The 15512-nt window shown below is 70.6% G+C and carries 17 protein-coding genes and 3 tRNA genes; 12 read left to right on the plus strand and 8 right to left on the minus strand.

Annotation, left to right across the window (positions count from 1 at the left end; all coding sequences use genetic code 11):
- Positions 1 to 3: 3 nt before the first annotated feature.
- The 3 genes from ACJMNC_RS04700 (at position 4) to ACJMNC_RS04710 (ending at position 2712) form a co-directional block, all read left to right on the plus strand.
- A complete protein-coding gene (locus tag ACJMNC_RS04700; RefSeq protein WP_408946793.1) occupies positions 4 to 1215 on the plus strand; it encodes a hypothetical protein in 1212 nt (403 codons plus the stop codon).
- Between the two features lie 76 nt (positions 1216 to 1291).
- Entirely contained in the window at positions 1292 to 1936 is a 645-nt protein-coding gene (locus tag ACJMNC_RS04705) for a hypothetical protein (RefSeq protein WP_408946794.1), read from the plus strand.
- Complete coding sequence (locus ACJMNC_RS04710; RefSeq protein WP_408946795.1) at positions 1933 to 2712, plus strand: hypothetical protein; 780 nt, start codon at positions 1933 to 1935, stop codon at positions 2710 to 2712. The genes ACJMNC_RS04705 and ACJMNC_RS04710 overlap by 4 nt, the downstream gene beginning before the upstream one ends.
- Here the strand turns inward: ACJMNC_RS04710 and ACJMNC_RS04715 are convergent.
- The 3 genes from ACJMNC_RS04715 to ACJMNC_RS04725 are packed head-to-tail and all read right to left on the minus strand — an operon-like array spanning position 2628 to position 5681.
- Complete coding sequence (locus tag ACJMNC_RS04715; protein ID WP_408946796.1) at positions 2628 to 3233, minus strand: NifU family protein; 606 nt, start codon at positions 3231 to 3233, stop codon at positions 2628 to 2630. The two genes, ACJMNC_RS04710 and ACJMNC_RS04715, sit on opposite strands and share 85 nt — an antisense overlap.
- Positions 3234 to 3237: 4 nt before the next feature.
- Entirely contained in the window at positions 3238 to 5448 is a 2211-nt protein-coding gene (locus tag ACJMNC_RS04720) for a ferrous iron transporter B (RefSeq protein ID WP_408946797.1), read from the minus strand.
- The gene (locus ACJMNC_RS04725; RefSeq protein ID WP_408946798.1) at positions 5445 to 5681 is read right to left on the minus strand and encodes a ferrous iron transport protein A; all 237 of its coding nucleotides are present in this window, start codon (positions 5679 to 5681) and stop codon (positions 5445 to 5447) included. Before ACJMNC_RS04725 ends, ACJMNC_RS04720 begins: the two co-directional genes overlap by 4 nt.
- Positions 5682 to 5899: 218 nt before the next feature.
- On the opposite strand from ACJMNC_RS04725, the gene ACJMNC_RS04730 reads away from it, so the two are divergent.
- The gene (locus ACJMNC_RS04730; protein ID WP_408946799.1) at positions 5900 to 6895 is read left to right on the plus strand and encodes an alpha/beta hydrolase; all 996 of its coding nucleotides are present in this window, start codon (positions 5900 to 5902) and stop codon (positions 6893 to 6895) included.
- A gap of 48 nt (positions 6896 to 6943) precedes the next feature.
- Here the strand turns inward: ACJMNC_RS04730 and hisC are convergent, their stop codons facing one another.
- On the minus strand, positions 6944 to 8008 hold the full coding sequence (gene hisC, locus ACJMNC_RS04735; protein ID WP_408946800.1) for a histidinol-phosphate transaminase: 1065 nt from the start codon (positions 8006 to 8008) through the stop codon (positions 6944 to 6946).
- Positions 8009 to 8121: 113 nt separating this feature from the next.
- Here hisC and ACJMNC_RS04740 point away from each other — a divergent pair.
- The 4 genes from ACJMNC_RS04740 to ACJMNC_RS04755 all read left to right on the plus strand — a co-directional run bounded on the left by ACJMNC_RS04740 (position 8122) and on the right by ACJMNC_RS04755 (position 9954).
- Positions 8122 to 8210: transfer RNA gene (locus ACJMNC_RS04740), tRNA-Ser, on the plus strand.
- A 61-nt stretch (positions 8211 to 8271) separates the two neighbouring features.
- Positions 8272 to 8344: transfer RNA gene (locus ACJMNC_RS04745), tRNA-Arg, on the plus strand.
- A 253-nt stretch (positions 8345 to 8597) separates the two neighbouring features.
- A complete protein-coding gene (locus ACJMNC_RS04750) occupies positions 8598 to 9317 on the plus strand; it encodes a hypothetical protein (RefSeq protein WP_408946801.1) in 720 nt (239 codons plus the stop codon).
- Positions 9318 to 9336: 19 nt separating this feature from the next.
- Positions 9337 to 9954 (plus strand): putative glycolipid-binding domain-containing protein, encoded by a 618-nt coding sequence (locus ACJMNC_RS04755; protein ID WP_408946802.1) that lies wholly within the window; start codon positions 9337 to 9339, stop codon positions 9952 to 9954.
- An 18-nt stretch (positions 9955 to 9972) separates the two neighbouring features.
- Here the strand turns inward: ACJMNC_RS04755 and ACJMNC_RS04760 are convergent, their stop codons facing one another.
- Positions 9973 to 10941, minus strand: coding sequence for a prephenate dehydrogenase (locus tag ACJMNC_RS04760; RefSeq protein WP_408946803.1), 969 nt, complete (start codon positions 10939 to 10941; stop codon positions 9973 to 9975).
- 71 nt (positions 10942 to 11012) lie between these two features.
- Here ACJMNC_RS04760 and ACJMNC_RS04765 point away from each other — a divergent pair, with 71 nt between their 5' ends.
- From ACJMNC_RS04765 to ACJMNC_RS04780, 4 genes are all read left to right on the plus strand, one after another.
- Positions 11013 to 11534, plus strand: coding sequence for a tRNA adenosine deaminase-associated protein (locus ACJMNC_RS04765; RefSeq protein WP_408946804.1), 522 nt, complete (start codon positions 11013 to 11015; stop codon positions 11532 to 11534).
- Positions 11535 to 11553: 19 nt separating this feature from the next.
- A complete protein-coding gene (locus ACJMNC_RS04770; protein ID WP_408946805.1) occupies positions 11554 to 12033 on the plus strand; it encodes a nucleoside deaminase in 480 nt (159 codons plus the stop codon).
- A gap of 70 nt (positions 12034 to 12103) precedes the next feature.
- Positions 12104 to 12373 carry a hypothetical protein gene (locus tag ACJMNC_RS04775; protein WP_408946806.1) on the plus strand — a complete coding sequence of 90 codons (270 nt, stop codon included), beginning with the start codon at positions 12104 to 12106 and terminating at the stop codon, positions 12371 to 12373.
- A gap of 65 nt (positions 12374 to 12438) precedes the next feature.
- A tRNA-Ser gene (locus ACJMNC_RS04780) sits at positions 12439 to 12529 on the plus strand.
- A gap of 68 nt (positions 12530 to 12597) precedes the next feature.
- Here the strand turns inward: ACJMNC_RS04780 and ACJMNC_RS04785 are convergent.
- The 3 genes from ACJMNC_RS04785 to ACJMNC_RS04795 are packed head-to-tail and all read right to left on the minus strand — an operon-like array spanning position 12598 to position 15451.
- Positions 12598 to 13323: an SDR family NAD(P)-dependent oxidoreductase gene (locus ACJMNC_RS04785; RefSeq protein ID WP_408946807.1), complete on the minus strand. Its 726-nt coding sequence runs from the start codon at positions 13321 to 13323 to the stop codon at positions 12598 to 12600.
- A gap of 28 nt (positions 13324 to 13351) precedes the next feature.
- Complete coding sequence (locus ACJMNC_RS04790; RefSeq protein ID WP_408946808.1) at positions 13352 to 14920, minus strand: long-chain-fatty-acid--CoA ligase; 1569 nt, start codon at positions 14918 to 14920, stop codon at positions 13352 to 13354.
- A 30-nt stretch (positions 14921 to 14950) separates the two neighbouring features.
- Positions 14951 to 15451: a 2,4'-dihydroxyacetophenone dioxygenase family protein gene (locus ACJMNC_RS04795; protein WP_408946809.1), complete on the minus strand. Its 501-nt coding sequence runs from the start codon at positions 15449 to 15451 to the stop codon at positions 14951 to 14953.
- Positions 15452 to 15512: the final 61 nt, after the last annotated feature.

Here is a 15512-nt window from a genome sequence, read left to right on the forward strand (position 1 = left end):
GCCATGAGCGCGACGAACACCCCGGTCACCGCCGACGATCTCCGGCGCTGGACGGGGCAGTCGCGGATCCCCGGCGATCCGCCCGACCTGACCGACGACGCCTGCCTGCTCATCGCCTCCGGCCGCCTCGATCCGGCAGGCCGCGCCCTGATCGTCCGGCGGCTCTCCGCCGGCTACCCGCTGCCCCGGCTCTCGCACAGCTACCCGGACCTGCGCCGGCTCCAGCACGCGATTCTGCACATCGAGTACCAGCTCGGCAGCGACTACCTGCCCGGCGTGGTGGCCGCGGTGCTGCGCACTCGGCTGAGCGGCATGCACCGCCGGCGCGAGGACGCCCGCCGGACCGTGGTGGGCGGCAAGGGCGTCTTCGCCACCGGCACCCGGGGCATCCGCCGGGAGCGCCGGGAGAACCTCTATCTCGACGTCGACGATCGCGAACGGCTCTTCACCGCGCTGCTGGCCACTCCGGTCGCCGATCTGCCGGCGGGCGGCTCGGCGCGTCGGGCCGGTTCGGCGGCGATCGACCGGGTGGCCACCCTGGTGGGCCAGGTGGCCGGTCGGGGCGCTGCCCGGAGTGTGCAGGAATGGGCCGATGAGGCGCTCGGCGCACCGTCGCCGGGCAGTGCCCCCAAGGGCGGCGAGGCCTTCCTCGACGGGTACGAGACTCTGACCTTCCTGGCCGGGCACTTCTACGACCGCATCGTCGGCAACAGCGCCTGGCGATCGGACTTCTTCGAGGTGCAGCGCACCCAGGTGAATCTGCACGGCGAGCTGGCCGACACCGCCGCCGACATCGCGGCCCTGCGCGGGCTGCGAGTGGACCTGGACCGGGTTCGCGCCTCCGGCGGCTTCGATGCGGCCCTCGCCGAGCAGATCGACCGGCGTGAGCAGGCATTGCGCCCGGTGTGGAGTGAACTGATCGGCCGGGTGGAGGCCTTCGCCGAAATGGCGGCCACCGTCGAAGCCGCCGGCACCGAGCTGCGGATCCTCGACGAGTTCGACCGCACCGCCACCATCGACTCGCGGATCGAGGATCTGCTGTCGCGCTCGGGGAACCGGGAACTGTCCCAGGACAACACCCGGCGACTCTCGCAGCAGGTGCGGGCCGGTCACGAGCAGCTGAAGATCTACCGGGATGTGCTGTCCGGCAACATCTCCCGGATCGCAGCCGCCGAACCCATGCGGGAGCTGCCGGAGCGCTACGAGCCCCAGTAGCCCGGTCCGGCAGGCAGGGCGCACCGAATCCAGCACGGCCCGCACCCGGCCGCCGCGTCCGGGGCCGGAGGTCAGGGTGTTCCAGCCGACCGACAGCCGGCCCGCGGCCAGCGCCTCGCCGGCCGCCTGCCAGACCACCGAGCGATCCTCCGGTGCGATCCCGGAGACCCGGCTCACCCGGAGTTCGGTGGTGAACAGGGCCCGTGGTTCCACCAGCAGGGTGTCGATGCCTGCCAGCCGCCGCAGGGCCGACGGCCGCAGGATCAGCGCCGCGTGCCGTTCGGCGAGCCGGCTGCCGAACACCGTCGCGAAGGTCTCGCCCACGGTGCGGACCGCCTTCGGAGTGCCGACGACGGCCGCATCGGCGCCCTGCGCTGCCGTACCGGTCAGACCGACCAGCCCGGCCCCGATCAGTCCGGTGTTCACCGAGAGGCGCTCGTACCGCGACGCCGCCGGCGGTGCCGGACGGTCGAGGCCGCCGGGCGGGACCGGAACGTCGCCGCCGGTGCGGGCCCGGTCGGCCAGCTCCGGCGCGGTGCGCTCCCAGCCGCGCCGGCCGGCGAGCGCCTCGGCGGTGCCCACCGCACTGAGCGCGGTGTTCACCAGCGCCGCGGCCGGGGCGCCGGTGAGTCCGGCGGCCGCCGATGCCAGCGTGCGGATCAGGAGTTCGCTGCCCGGTTCGCCCAGTGTCCCGGCGAGGCGGGCGCGCAGTGCGGGGTGATAGTCGAGGACGGCGATCGGTGCCGACACCACCCGGGACAGTCTCAGCCCCGGCGCCAGCGCGGTGACGGCGGAGGCCGCGACCCCGGCGGCGCCCAGGCCGGCGCCGGCCAGGCCGGCGGCCAGCGGCGCGTCGTCGCCGGGCAGCGGGATCGGGTCGCGCCGGGCGATGCCCACCTGCGGGTCGAGCGAACGGACCGCCTCCTCGGCGGCGGTCACCGCGTCGACGAGCCGCTGCCGCCGCGGATGGTGCTGCCCGATCGGGGCGACGGTCACCAGTACCCGGGAGAGCGGCCCGTTCACGTGGACGGCGGTCACGCCGGCGATCGGCTCGAGCCGGGCGCGCAGTTCGGCGGCGAGGGCGGTGAACTGCCGGTCGAGGCCGCGCACCTCGATCCAGTAGTGCTCGCCCTGGCGGCTGAGCCGGCGGGCCGGCGGCGCACCGACGGCCTCACCCACCGCGCCGGCCACGGCCCGGGCGAGCTCGCCGCTGCTCTGGGCGGCGCCGCCGAGCAGACTCGAACCGGCACCGGTCACCGTGCGGGCGGCGGCCTCGACGTTGGCCGTGGTGCTGGCCAGCTCGTTGCCCGCGGCGACGGCGACCCCGGCGGCGGCGCCGATCCGGATCGGAGTGGTCAAGGCGGACAGGAAGGGCATGGCTGCTCCGTGACTGGGCGGCTTCGCCGAACGCTTCAGAGCGATCGACGGAACCTGCGGGGACGAAAAGTGGGCTTCGGCAGGGCGGTCGGAGCCGCGGCGGTGCGCAGCGTCCGATAGCCGGGGATTCGGGACAGGCGCAGCGCGAGATTCTCCGAGAGCGTGCGGCCGGCGGCCGAGCAGCCGTGGCAGGCGCCGCCCAGGGAGACGGTGACCACGCCGTCGTCCACTCCCACCAGGTCGATGCGCCCGCCGTGAACGGCGGTGTAGGCCCCGAACTCGTCGGCCAGCACCTGCCGGACCGCGGCGGCGATCTCGGCGTCGGCCGCGGCGCTCACCTCTGCGGCATCCTGCGGGCCGGCGGGCCAGCCGCCGGGCTGGGAGAGCACCGCGAAGAGCGCCGACCGGACGGCGGCCCCGTCCTGTTCGGCGGAGTGGCCGTCGGTGAAGCGGGTGCGGATCCGGCCGGGTTCGATGCGCACAGCGGCCAGGACGTCGGCGTCGAAGAGGGCGCGCACCGGAGCGGGGGCGGTGTCCGGGGGCACGTCGGCCTCGGCCCGGACCAGGCCCGGGCCGACCCGCCAGTCGACGCAACCGGGTGCGCCGTCGGCCGGCGGCAGCGGAGTGAGATGCACGCCCATGGCGTCAGCTCACCGCCGCGGCGATCTGGTAGCCGATGAAGGCCGCGATCCAGGCCAGCACGAACATGTAGGTCCAGGCGATGAGCGGCCACTTCCACGAGTTGGTCTCGCGGCGGATGGCGCCCACGGTGGACATGCACTGCAGTGCGTACACGAAGAACAGCAGCATGGCGACGATCGTCGGTGTGGTGAAGACCTTCTCGCCCTGCTTGTCACCGTGCGTGTGCACCATGTTCGCCAGCGCCTGATCCGGATTGTCCGGGTCCTCGGCGGCCGCGATCTGGCCGAGGGTCGACACCACCACTTCGCGGGCGGCGAACGAGCCGAGGATGCCGATGTCGATCCGCCAGTCGAAGCCGAGCGGGGCGAAGACGGGCTCGACGGCCTTGCCGATCGCCGCCGCATAGGAGTTGTCGAGCACGAACGAGCGGGCCTCGGCATCGCCGGCGGCGAGCGCGTCGTCCTCGGAAGCGCCGGAGGCCAGCGCCGCGGCGACCGTCTGCTCGTGGATCGCATCGGCCTGGTCGGTGCGCGGGGGCAGGGAGAGCAGCACCCACAGCACGATGGAGGTGGCGAGGATGATCTTGCCGACCTTGGCCAGGAACTCCTTGGACGAGTCCCACATGGTCAGCAGCACGTTCGAGAGGCTCGGCACCCGGTACGGGGGCATCTCCATGTAGAAGGGCATGAGACCGCTGCGCAGACTCTTGAGGCGTTTGAAGACGGCCGCGGCGAGCATCGCCGAGACGACACCGAGCAGATACAGCCCGAACATGATGACGCCCTGGGCGCTGAAGAACCAGACCCTGCTGGACTCGTCCACCAGCATGCCGATCAGCAGCACGAACACCGGGATACGCGCCGAACAGGTCATCAGCGGGGCGGCCATGGTGGTGGCGATCCGGTCCCGGGACGAGGGGATGGTCCGGGTGGCCATGATGCCGGGTACCGCGCACGCCAGCGACGACAGCATCGCCACGAAGGCCCGTCCCTCCAGCCCGGCCCGGCTCATCACCCTGTCGGTGAGATACGCGGCGCGGGACATGTAGCCGACGTTCTCCATCAGCGAGATCAGCAGGAACATCAGCATGATCTGCGGGAGGAAGACCAGAATGCCGCCCACGCCGCCGATCAGCGCGGTCGACAGGAAGTCGGCCAGGACCGGTTGCGAGACGTGATCGGTCACCAGGGTGCCGAGCCAGTTGAAGAATTCCTCGACGTAGCCCTGCAGCGGTGCCGCGACGGTGAAGATGACCTGGAAGAACAGGAACATGATCGCCAGGAAGATGAGCATGCCCCAGACCGGGTGCAGCAGCAGCCGGTCGATCCGCCGGGTGGTGGAGTGTTCGCTGGGTGCGCGGTAGCCGGCTTCGGTGAGCGCCGAGCGCACCCAGTCGACCCGTTCGGGGCCGGCGACGGCCGGCGGCGGCACGATCGGCTGCGGCCACGACGACGGATCGGCCAGCAGCTCGCGCACCGGTTCGAGGGTCGACTTCTTGGTGCCGATCACCGCCCGGACCGGGATGCCGAGCGCCTGCTCGAGTCCCACCGGGTCGACCGCTCCGCCCCGCGAGTCCATCTCGTCGGTCATGGTCAGCACGACGGCGACCGGGACGCCCAGGTTCATCGCCTCGGCGACCAGCGCCAGTGAGCGTTCGAGGACGGTGGCGTCGACCACGACCAGGGCGGCGCCGGGCCGCGAGATGCCCTTGAGCCGGCCGCCGAGGAGATCGGCGACGACCTGCTCGTCCGGCGAGATCGGGTCGAGGCTGTACGTGCCGGGCAGGTCCTCGAGGTAGACGTCGATCGTGTCTTTGCGCGACCGGCGGCCGCCGGCGCCGGCGGTGACCGTGGCGGGGGCTTTGACCCGGGTGCGGCCCACGGTCCGGGTCACCGTGACGCCCGGATAGTTGCCGGTCTTCAGGCGCAGTCCGGTCAGGGCGTTGAAGACGGAGGTCTTGCCGGCGTTGGGGCAGCCGATCAGTGCGAAGCGGAGGGCGTCGGGGGCCGGCTCGGCGCTCTCGCCCTGCGCGGTGCAGTGCGGGCAGGACGAATCGGCGGGCAGCCGTCCGGGGTCCTCGTCGGCCGGCAGTCCGCCCGACCCGCAGTGCGGGCAGGCGGAGTCCGGGGGTGCGGCGTGCCGGCAGTCCGGGTCGTGCCGACGGCCGGGATCCTCCGAGGCGGGCAGCCCGCCGGGGGAGCAGCAGTCGCTCATGAGTGTTCCCGGCAGGTGACGTAGCGGGCTTCGCGGTTGCGCAGGCAGATCTGGTAGTCCATCACCCGGTAGACACTCGGGTCGCCCATCGGGGCCTTGCGGAGCTTGTCCACGCTTGCCTGCTCGGTGAAGCCGAGGCTGGCGAGGCGCTGCCGCACCCCGTCCGGGCAGTCGTCGCTGAATCCGTGGACGGTGATGGTGGATCCGATGGCGACATCGGACAGCGGTGTCATGGGGCCTGTTCCTCACTCGATGCGGTCTGAGGCCGATGGCCTCTCGCCTCGGGTTTGCTTATCCTCACCTGAGTTGATGCTAGCTATCCGGACCGCGGTCGAGCAGGGTGAAAGGACCCTAATGCTCCGATATCACTCGAACGTCCGACACGCTGTGAGGTCTCCGGGAACGGGGCGGGTTCTGCGGATGCGGTCTGCGGCCGGTACCCTCGGCGAGCATGAAGCGCCGCATCTCCGGAATCCTCGCCGCAGGGGTCGTGGCGCTCAGCGTCGCGATGGCCGGGGCGATGTGCGCGCCGGGGGTCGCTGAGGCGGCACCGCTCGGTGCCCGTGTGGTCGCCAAGGACCACAAGGGCATCTACCGCACCGACCTGAAGATCAAGTCCAAGGCGATGCGCGCGACGGTGCCGGTGACCGTGCTGTCGCCGGGCGGTGCGGCGCCGCGCGGAACGCTCTACCTGCTCGACGGCGCCGACGCCGGAGAGAAGGTCAGCGACTGGATCACCAAGGGCGGCGCGCAGAAATTCTTCGCCGGCAAGAACGTGAACGTGGTGCTGCCCGCCGGCGGCGAGGGCTCGTTCTACACCAATTGGCAGCGCAAGGACCCCAAGCTGGGCAAGCCGCAGTGGGAGACCTTCCTGACCAAGGAGCTGCCGCCGGTGATCGCCGAGGAGTTCGGCAGCAACGGCCGCAACGCGGTGATGGGGCTGTCGATGGGCGGGCAGTCGGCGTTCGCGCTGGCCACCCGCAATCCGGACCTGTACCGCGGGGTCGGCTCGCTGAGCGGATGCCCGCCGGTGTCGAGTCCGGCGAACGAGGCCTACGTGCGGTCCACCGTCGCCAAATCCGGCGGCGATGCCGACAATATGTGGGGCCGTTCCGGTGCGTCCGCGTGGCGGGCCAACGATCCGGCGCTGCACCTCGATGCGCTGCGGGGCAAGGCCCTCTTCCTGTCGGCCGGTTCCGGCGCGGTGGGCCCGCAGGATCTGCTGGCCGAACGCGATCCGTCCGAGGGGCCGAAGGACGCGCAGATCGCGGCCGGCTCGGCGCTCGAGGCCGCGGCGTACCGCTGCTCGCTCGAGTTCGCCACCGATCTGACGGCGTCGGGCATCTCGTATGTGCCCGGGTTCCGGCTCATCGGCACCCACAGCTGGTGGTACTGGAAGGAAGATCTGCCGAAGGCGTGGGGCGTGCTCGGCCCGTCGATCTGGTAGTGGCGGCCCACTCCGGCGACGCTCGCACCAGCGGCGGAGCGGTTCGCCTCAGTCGCGCTGCGCCCAGGTGCGGGCGAAGGTGAGGAAGGCGTCGTCCTCCTCGCGATTGGTGACCGTCACGCGCACCCCGTCGCCGTCGAACGGCCGGACGATCAGACCGGCCTCGGTGCTCGCCTGCGCGAACGGCATTGCCTGCGCGCCCAGATCCAGCCAGACGAAGTTGGCCTCCGAATCGGGTACCCGGTAGCCCAGCTCGCGCAGCGCGCCGGTGACCCGGGAGCGTTCGGCTACCACGGCGTCGGTGCGAGCCAGCAGTTGGTCCTTGGCGCGCAGGGAGGCGACGGCGGCGGCCTGCGCCACGCTGCTGACCGTGAACGGCACGTGCACCTTGTGCAGGGCGGTGATCACCTCGGGGGCGCCCACCGCATAGCCCACCCGCAGTCCGGCCAGCCCGTAGGCCTTGGAGAAGGTGCGCAGCACCACCAGGTTGGGGAACTCCCGGCGCAGGGCGAGGGCGTCGTAGGCGTGTGCCTCGTCCAGGCGCTGGTATTCGAAGTAGGCCTCGTCGAGGGCGACGATCACCTCGCCGGGGACGCTGGAGAGGAACTCGCGCAGTGCGGCGGCGGTGACGACGGTGCCGGTCGGGTTGTTCGGGTTGCAGACGAAGATCAGCCGGGTGCGGTCGGTGACGGCGGCGGCCATGGCGGGCAGGTCGTGCACGGCGTCGTCGGTGAGCGGGATCTGCACGGGGACGCCGCCCACGACGCGCGTCGCGAGCGGGTAGGTCTCGAACGAGCGCCAGGCGAAGATCACCTCGTCGCCGGGGCGGCAGGTGACGGTGATCAGGTTCTGGCACAGGATGACCGATCCGGCGCCCACCTGGACCTCGTCGGGGTGCACGCCGAGGTGATCGGCGAGGGCCGCGGTGAGCTCGACCATGCCGTTGTCCGGGTAGCGGTTGGCGGTGCTCGCAGCCTCGGCGACGGCGGCCAGGGCGGCGGGCAGCGGCGGGTCGGTCACCTCGTTGCTGGCCAGCTTGACCGCTCCGGGGAAGGTCTTGCCGGGCACATAGGCCGGCAGCGAATCGAGGTCCTCACGAATGCGCAGCGTCACTCCACAAATGTATGCCCCGAGGGTTCGCCGGTCCCCAGCCACCTCGGGATTTGCCGTTCGGGCAGTGCCCTTGTAATCTTCATCCTCGGCGAGCCCGCAAGGGTTTGACGCCAGGAGGCGTGCCAGAGCGGCCGAATGGGATTCACTGCTAATGAATTGTCCTGCTAAAACGGGACCGGAGGTTCAAATCCTCTCGCCTCCGCCGACCGGGTCCGCCCGGAACAACTGAATCTCGCCGATCGAGTACACTCGTTTCGGCATATGCGCCCGTAGCTCAACGGATAGAGCATCTGACTACGGATCAGAAGGTTAGGGGTTCGAATCCCTTCGGGCGCACCGTCCTGCTACGCCCCCACCTGAGGAACGAAGGTGGGGGCGTAGCAGCATCTATGCACTCTGTGATTCGAGGAGCCCGCGACGAAGGAGCGGGCGGAGTCCCTTCGGGCGCATTCGTGCACTCTGTGATTAGTGGAGATCGGATTCGAGCAGATCGGATTCGAGGGGATCGGCGAGGTGTGGCCCCGTCCTCCGCGGTCCGGCCGGCCGGGTCGGTACCCGAACCGGCGGGCCGATCGGCACAATGGAGAACATGACCGGCCCCGCAGACGAACCCCGGCGCGTGCCCGCGCCGCCGTACCGCGCGCCGGTGGCGGTCGGGCAGACCTACCCGGCGCTGGGCTTCGACGCCGACGGCACGCCCCGATTCGGTTATGCCCCGCCCACGACGGCGGCCGCCCCGCCCGCCGACCCGGAGCCGCCGTCGGCCCCGGTGGGACCGCCGCCCCCGCCGGAGCGACGTCCCGGGCCGCGCGCCGCATACGCGGTCCTCGGGGTGCTGGTGCTGCTGCTGGCGGTGGTCGCCGCACTGAAGGTGACCTCACGGGACGCCGAAGAACCGGTCGCCCGCAGCGAACCGCCGGTCTCCCAGCCGCTGGACGATCCGTATCTCGACGATCAGGCGCCGCAGCACGAGGACGAGCCCGACACCCCGCCGGGCAGCCGGGTGCCGGAGAGCAGCGCCCCGTCCGGCCCCGGGCAGGACAACCGCGGACAGCAGGTGCGCTATGTGGTGACCTCCGACGGTCCGGCGAGCATCGCGTACACGCTGGGTGACCGGCCGATGGTGGCGCTGCTGAGCCGTGGCAGCTGGTCCCGGACGTTCACCGGGACCGGCGACGTCCCGGCTCTGGTGGCCGACGTGATGGACGGCCATTCGGCCAGCTGCGAGATCCGTATCGGTACGCAGGTGGTCGCCGAGAACCAGCTGTCGGCGGAATCACCGAACCGCACGTTGACCTGCAAAGGCTGAAAGCGGTTACCGTAGGACGGTGACCTTCAGCCAATCAGCCGGAGCCGACGGCCCGTCCCAGGGTCAAGCCTCCCGCGACGTCAAGACGATGCTCACCTGGCGCGGTGCCGATGCCGACCGCCTCGAGCAGGTACGGGTGAACATCAGCGGCTCGCGGGTGCGTGCCTACGGCCGGATCATCAGCGCCGAGACCGCCGACCATGAGGCCTTCTCGGTCTCGTACGAGCTGGTCACCACCGAGAGCGGGGTCACCCGGCGGTTGTCGCTGCGGATGCTCAAGGCCAGCGGTGAGAGCCAGCTCGACATCAGCCGCGACATGGACGGCCGGTGGATGGTGCAGAGCCCGGACAGTGCCGTGCACAGTGATTTCGGCGGCGCCGAGACCATCGACGTGGAGCTGTCGCCGTTCTTCAAGACGGTGCCGATCCGCCGCTTCGCCATGGCCCGCGGTGCGGAGTCGGTGGAACTGCCGGTGGTGTACCTGAGCCTGCCGAGCTACAGCGTGGACCAGATGGACGTCGCCTACCGGTTCAGCGACTCCCAGGTGCAGGTGAGCTATCCGGGAGTCTCGTCGACGCTGGTCGTCGACGACGAGGGGCTGGTGCGCGACTACCCGGGTGTGGCCACCCGGATCTGACGCCCGGGCCACACGGGTTCAGTCGGTCCAGACCCGGCCCAGATGGGCCTGCCTGCGCAACTCCTCGGCCCAGCCGGGCGCGCCCACCTGGACGTCGCTGATCGGGGTGGGGCTGATCGGGGCCGGTCCGCTGCCGGCCAGTTCCTCGTAGAGCAGCCGCGCACGGTGGCCGTCGTCGACGATCACCTCGGTGCTGCCGTGATCGCGCAGGGCGTCGCGGGCGGCGGTGAGCCGGTCGATGGTCTCGCTCAGTGTGTTCAGCAGGGCGGTGGCGTTGCCTTCGAGCATGGCCCGCTGCAGTTCGGGCGCGGTGCCGGCGACGCGGGTGCCGTCGCGGAAGCTGCCTGCGGCCAGCCGGAGCGCCAGCCGGCTCTCGCCGGCGCCCACGGCCGCAGTCACCGCCGCGGTGAGATGCGGGTTGTGTGAGATCGCGGCCACCGCCCGGTCGTGGGCGTCGTCGGCGGCGGGCACCACGAAGGCGCCGGCCCGCCGCGCGATGCGTGCCACGGTGAGCCAGTCCTCCGGATCGGTCTGGTCGGCGGTGGCGACCATCCACATCGCGCCCGCGAACAGTTCCGGATCGGTGGCGGCCCACCCGGACCGGCTGGTGCCGGCCATCGGATGCCCGCCTACGAACCGTCCGCCGGGATGCCGTTCGGCGACGATCGCCGAGACCTTCTCCTTGACGCTCACCACATCGGTGAGCAGACAGCGCGGGGCGGTGGCGGCGACGGCGTCGACCAGGTCGGGCAGGGCGAAGAGCGGCGCGGCGAGCACGATCACGGCGTCGTCGTCGGCGGCGCGGCCGAGGACGGCCGTCAGGTCCGCCGATGCCTGGTAGCCGTCGGCGGTGGCGGCCTCGACGGTGGCCGCGGAGCGGTTGTAGCCGTAGACGGGGGTGCCCGAATCGTGCAGGACCCGCAGCAGGGATCCACCGATCAGGCCGAGGCCGAGGATGCAGACGGGGCGGGAACTGTCGTGACTCACGCCCTCTACCGTGGCACATCGGTGCCAGGAAGACTTGGGGGAGTGAGCGAAAAGCGGCTACCGTGACCAGCATGACCACCGGTGATGCACGCGCGGACGAGCTCGACGTCGAGGGTTTCGCCGTGGCGGTGGTGCGCGAGGAGTCGGGCTGGAAGGTCACCGCGTTGCGGCGCGGTGCCCTCGACGCCCTCGAGGACGCCGAGCTGCAGCTGCGCGAAATGCGCTCGGCGGGTGCCGCATTCGGGTTGCTGGACGTGGACGACGAGTTCTTCATCGTGCTTCGCCCGTCGCCGGCCGGGGCGCGTCTACTGATCTCCGATGCGACGGCCGCGGTGGACTACGACATCGCCGCCGATGTGCTCGACCGGCTGCATGTGGAGATTCCGGACATCGATCCGGACGAGATCGACGGCGTCGAACCGTGGGAGGAAGGCGACCTGGGCGTGCTGGCCGATCTGGGCCTGCCCGATGCGGTGATGAGCATCATCGTCTCCGACACCGACCTGTACGCCGACGAACAACTCGGCATGATTGCGGCCCGTCTCGGCTTCGCCGACGAGCTCGCGGACGTGCTGGACCAGATCGGCCATTGACCGGGGCACGGGCGAGCCGATGAGTCCGCGTGAGGACGCCGAAGCGATGATGCGGGAGGCGCTGGCGGCGGCAGGTGCGGCACCGGACGGCGATGTGCCGATCGGCGCAGTGGTGCTGGGACCGGACGGTACGGAGCTGGCCCGGGCGGTCAACCGGCGCGAGGCCGATCACGATCCGACGGCGCACGCCGAGATCCTGGCGCTGCGGGCCGCCGCCGCGGTGCACGGGGACGGCTGGCGGCTGTCGGGCTGCACCCTGGTGGTGACGGTGGAGCCGTGTGCGATGTGTGCCGGAGCCATTGCGCTGGCCCGCATCTCGTCGGTGGTCTTCGGGGCCTTCGAACCCAAGACCGGAGCCGTCGGCTCGCAGTGGGACCTGCTGCGCGATCCCCGCCAGCAGCACCGCCCGGAGGTGCTGGGCGGGGTGTTGGCGCAGGAGGCGGCTGACCTGCTCGAGGATTTCTTCGCGGCCCGGCGCGAGGGCGGCGACAGCGGTTAAATTGAGGAACGCGCGATGCGCCGGGATCCTCCGGCGACGGCGGCGTTCCTCGATGAAAGGCAGAACCGCGATGTCGGATCCCATGGACAAGGTCAACGAAATCGTCGACCAGGTGCGCGAGAAGGTGGCCGGGCTGGCCGACTCGGACCAGATCAACGCGGTCGTCGAGACCGCGAAGGGCAAGCTGAGCGAGCTCGCCTCCAACGAGCAGGTCTCGGGTGCGATCACCACCGCGCAGGACAAGCTCAGCGAACTGCTCGCCAACGAGCAGGTGCAGGGTGCCATCAACACGGCGACCGAGAAGGCCGGCGAGATCAAGGACAAGCTCACCGGGCCGTGATGCCGGCGAACCGGTGCTGACCTGACGATTTCGCCGTCGGCAGCGGCTCGGGTACAGTTTTTCGCGGTGGCGTGTCCGAGCGGCCGAAGGTGCAGCACTCGAAATGCTGTGTACGGTAACCCCGTACCGAGGGTTCAAATCCCTCCGCCACCGCCAAGGCCCCATCTGCGTCAGCAGATGGGGCCTGTCCCATTTCCGGCCCGGTCGGGACGGTGCGGCAGGGGTCAGACGGTGAGGTATCCGCCGTCCACCGGCAGCACGACGCCGGTGATGAACGACGACTCCGGGCCGGCCAGGAAGGCGATGGCCCGGGCCACCTCGGTCGGATCGCCGAACCGGCCCAGCGGAGTACGGGCGAGCAGCCCGGTGTACGTCTCGGGTGCGACCGTCTTGACCGATTCGAGCAGCGGGGTGTCGATCCAGCCCGGGGCCACCGCGTTGCAGCGGATCCCGCTTGCGGCGTGGATCTGGGCGAGTGATTTGGTGAGCTGGACGATGGCGCCCTTGCTGGCGGCGTACCCCGGTCCGTCGCTCGAGCCGAAGGTGCTCAGCATCGAGGCCAGGGTGACGATCGTGCCGCTGCCGCTGCGGGCCAGCAGCGGAGCGCTCTTGTACGCGAAGTACTGCACCGCCAGCAGGTTGATCGCGATGACCTTGTCGAAGCCCTCCGGGCTGAGCTCGGCCTCACCGAGGGTGACGCCGGCGGCCGGTACCAGGACGTCGAGTTCGGTGAGCGTGCCGAAGAAGTCGTCGACGGCCGGCCGGTCGGTCACGTCGAGTTCGGTGACGGTGATGTCGAGCCCGGCGTCGAAGGCGGCGGCATCGGCGCCGAGACCGACGGCGTGCACGCGGGCGCCGAGCCGGGCGAAGTGCTGGGCCGTGGCGGCGCCGATGCCGGAGGTTCCTCCGGTGACCAGGACGGTGCGTCCGGCGAACGGGGTGGTGGACATGGGGTGTCTCGCTTTCTGGTGGGTGGTGTCAGCCGAGGTGGGCGGCCGGACTGTACTGGTCGCGCAGACTGCGCTTGAGGATCTTGCCCGCGCCCGACTTGGGCAGGGCGCCGTCGACGATGTGCACGATGCGCGGCACCTTGTAGCCGGCGATCAGATCACGGCAGTGCGCCCGCAGCCGGTCTTCGATGCCCTCGTCCTGCCGTCGGAGGACGACGGCGGCGGTGACCGTCTCGCCCCACTGCGGATCGGGGGTGCCGAAGACGGCGACCTCCAGGACGTCCGGATGCCGGTGCAGTGCGTTCTCCACTTCGGTGGAGTACACGTTCTCCCCACCGGTGATGATCATGTCTTTGAGCCGGTCGACGACATAGAGATAGCCGCCATCGTCGAGGTAGCCCATGTCGCCGGTGTGCAGCCAGTCGCCGCGCAGGGTGGCTTCGGTCTCTTCGGGCCGGTTCAGGTAGCCGCACATGACGTTCATGCCGCGGACGGTGATCTCGCCGACCTCCCCGGTGGGCAGGGCCGAGCCGTCCGTGCCGCGGATCACGACGTCTACGCCGACGATGGGGCGGCCGGCCGAGCGCAGTCGTGCCTGTGCCTCGGGGGTTGCCCCGCCGGTGCCGGCGCGGTGGTCCTCGTGGGTGAGGAAGGTGACGATGGGTGCCGCCTCGGTCATGCCGTAGACCTGGCAGAAGTCGCAGCCCAGCGTCTCGATCGCGGTGCGCAGCAGAGTCGACGGCATCGGCGAGGCTCCGTACAGGACGGACTGCAGGGAACTCAGGTCGTGCCCGTCGATCGGCTCGGCGAGCAGCATGGTGATCATGGTCGGGACCAGCATGGCCCGGCTCACCCGCTCGCGTTCGACGGTGTCGAGCCAGAGGCTGCGCTCGAAACCGCCGATGATCACGTGTGTGCCGCCGGCCCAGGTCAGTGCGACCGTCGACGCGCCGTCGGCGAGATGGAACATCGGCCCGGCATGCAGGTAGACGTCGTGGTGGGTGTAGCCGAGACAGATCAGTGCGTGTTTGGCGTTGGCCGTGAGATTGGTGTGGGTGAGCATCACTCCCTTGGGGCGGCCGGTGGTTCCGCCGGTGTAGAAGATGCCGGCCACATCGTCCCCGCCGACGGAGGACGGCGCGGGAGTCCGGTCGGTGCCGGTCAGCTCGTCGAAGTCCAGGAAGCCGTCGGGCGCCGGACCCGAGCCGCAGTAGACCAGAGTGCTCAGCGACGGGCATTCGGTGCGCAGCTGCCGCGCCGTTTCGAGGAAGGCATCGTCGACGATCAGCATCCGGGTGGCGGAGTCGTCCACGATGTAGGCGATCTCGGCCGGTGACAGCCGGGTGTTGATCTCGTTGAGTACCCGTCCGCTGCGCGGTACGCCGAGCCAGGCCACGAGATGCGCCCGGTTGTTGAGCGCGAGCACGCCGACGACCTCACCCGGGGCGAGCCCGGCGTCGTCGAGTGCGGCGTCGAAGGAGTGAACGCGGGCGCCGAGCTCGCGGTAGGTCCATCGATGCTCTCCGTCGACCATGGCGGTGCGGTCGCCGAACTGGCCGACCGCCCGGTCGAGTGCGGAAGCGATGTTCTCTTTCACGGGGATTGCCTTCCTCGAAACGATCCGGACTCAGCGGCTGTACACACAGGTGCCGCCGATGACGAACTCGGGAACCTCGTCGCCCTGGGCCTGCAGAATGGCGCGGTAGGCCTCCCGGGTGTTGGCGGCATCCATGTGCCCGACGAAGTTGCCGTCGGCGTCGTAGTTCAGGAATGCGCCGTGGATGATGAACAGGGCTTCGGTGTCCTCGGTGTTGCTCTCGGGGACGTGAAGGGTGTGGGTGGACCCGGCCGGTTCGTAGATGTACGAGCCCGCGACGTTGAGGGATTCGTCGCCGTATTCGCGGTAGAACCAGCTGCCGGCGGTGGTGTGGCCGTGGACGGCGCCGGTGTGCAGGTGAGTCGGCAGCGAGGTGCCGGCCTTGAACCGGGTGTTGACCACCTGGAAGCCGCCTTCGATGTCGGAGACCAGAAGCTGAATGGACAGTCCCGGCGCGAGGATGTCGTGGGCCCACGGCAGAGTCTTGGTCTGCATGGTCAGGGCCAGGGGGATGTCGATCGTGGAAGTCATGGGGGAGTCCTTTCCTATGGGCTGGCCGACCGGGATGGCCGACTGTGTTCAGAATCACAAG

The sequence above is a fragment of the Gordonia sp. VNK21 genome, from assembly GCF_046098115.1.
GTDB lineage: Bacteria > Actinomycetota > Actinomycetes > Mycobacteriales > Mycobacteriaceae > Gordonia.